Origin of the sequence: Janthinobacterium sp. EB271-G4-3-2, assembly GCF_020858035.1 — a bacterium.
GTDB classification, from domain to species: domain Bacteria; phylum Pseudomonadota; class Gammaproteobacteria; order Burkholderiales; family Burkholderiaceae_D; genus Janthinobacterium; species Janthinobacterium aestuarii.
This window is the reverse complement of record NZ_JACYMG010000033.1, coordinates 1-578: the sequence shown is the minus strand read 5'-3', so window position 1 is coordinate 578 and position 578 is coordinate 1. Positions and strand designations below refer to the sequence as shown.

Annotated in this window: 1 protein-coding gene; it reads right to left on the bottom strand. The window is 66.4% G+C overall.

The window, feature by feature from the left end; genetic code table 11:
* The coding region (locus tag IGS55_RS27815) for an autotransporter outer membrane beta-barrel domain-containing protein (RefSeq protein WP_230519566.1) at positions 1-578 on the bottom strand (578 nt) is incomplete at both ends.

The window sequence follows — 578 nt, the reverse complement described above, 5'->3', positions numbered from 1 at the left end:
TACCTGAGCGGCATGGCGATGCCGAACATCACCGACTGGGTACGTCCGCTCTCCATACTCAGATTGCTGTTGTAGTCGACGGTGATGGTCATGCCGTTCGACAGCAGCAGTTTCACGCCCAGGCCCGCCGCCCAGTTGCCCGTCTGTTGCGGCACCGTGCGGATCACGTACACGGGGCCGTCGGCCGCCAGGTCGGCATACGCCAGGCGCGCATCATCGGCGCCCTGGAACTGGTGCCGGTACTCGAGCCGCGCGCGCGGGAACCACGTGCCCAGGCCGCCCACATAGATGCCCTCGGCCCGCACGCCGAGCGCGCCGATGCGCGAACGCACGGTCTGCTTGAAGTAGCTCAGGGCGTTGATGCCCGCCGCCTTTTCCGTGTACGGATCGAGCTTGGCCGACATCAGTTCCACGCGGCCGTATGGCGACCACATCCAGGTTTCCTGGCGCATCTCGATACCGCCGACGAGCGCGCCGAACACCTGCTTGCCGTCGCGCTCGCCCGTGGCGAAACCGCTGCCATCGGTGAGATAGCGCGACGCATCGTACTGCAAGGTGCCGTAGCCAAGCACGCCGTC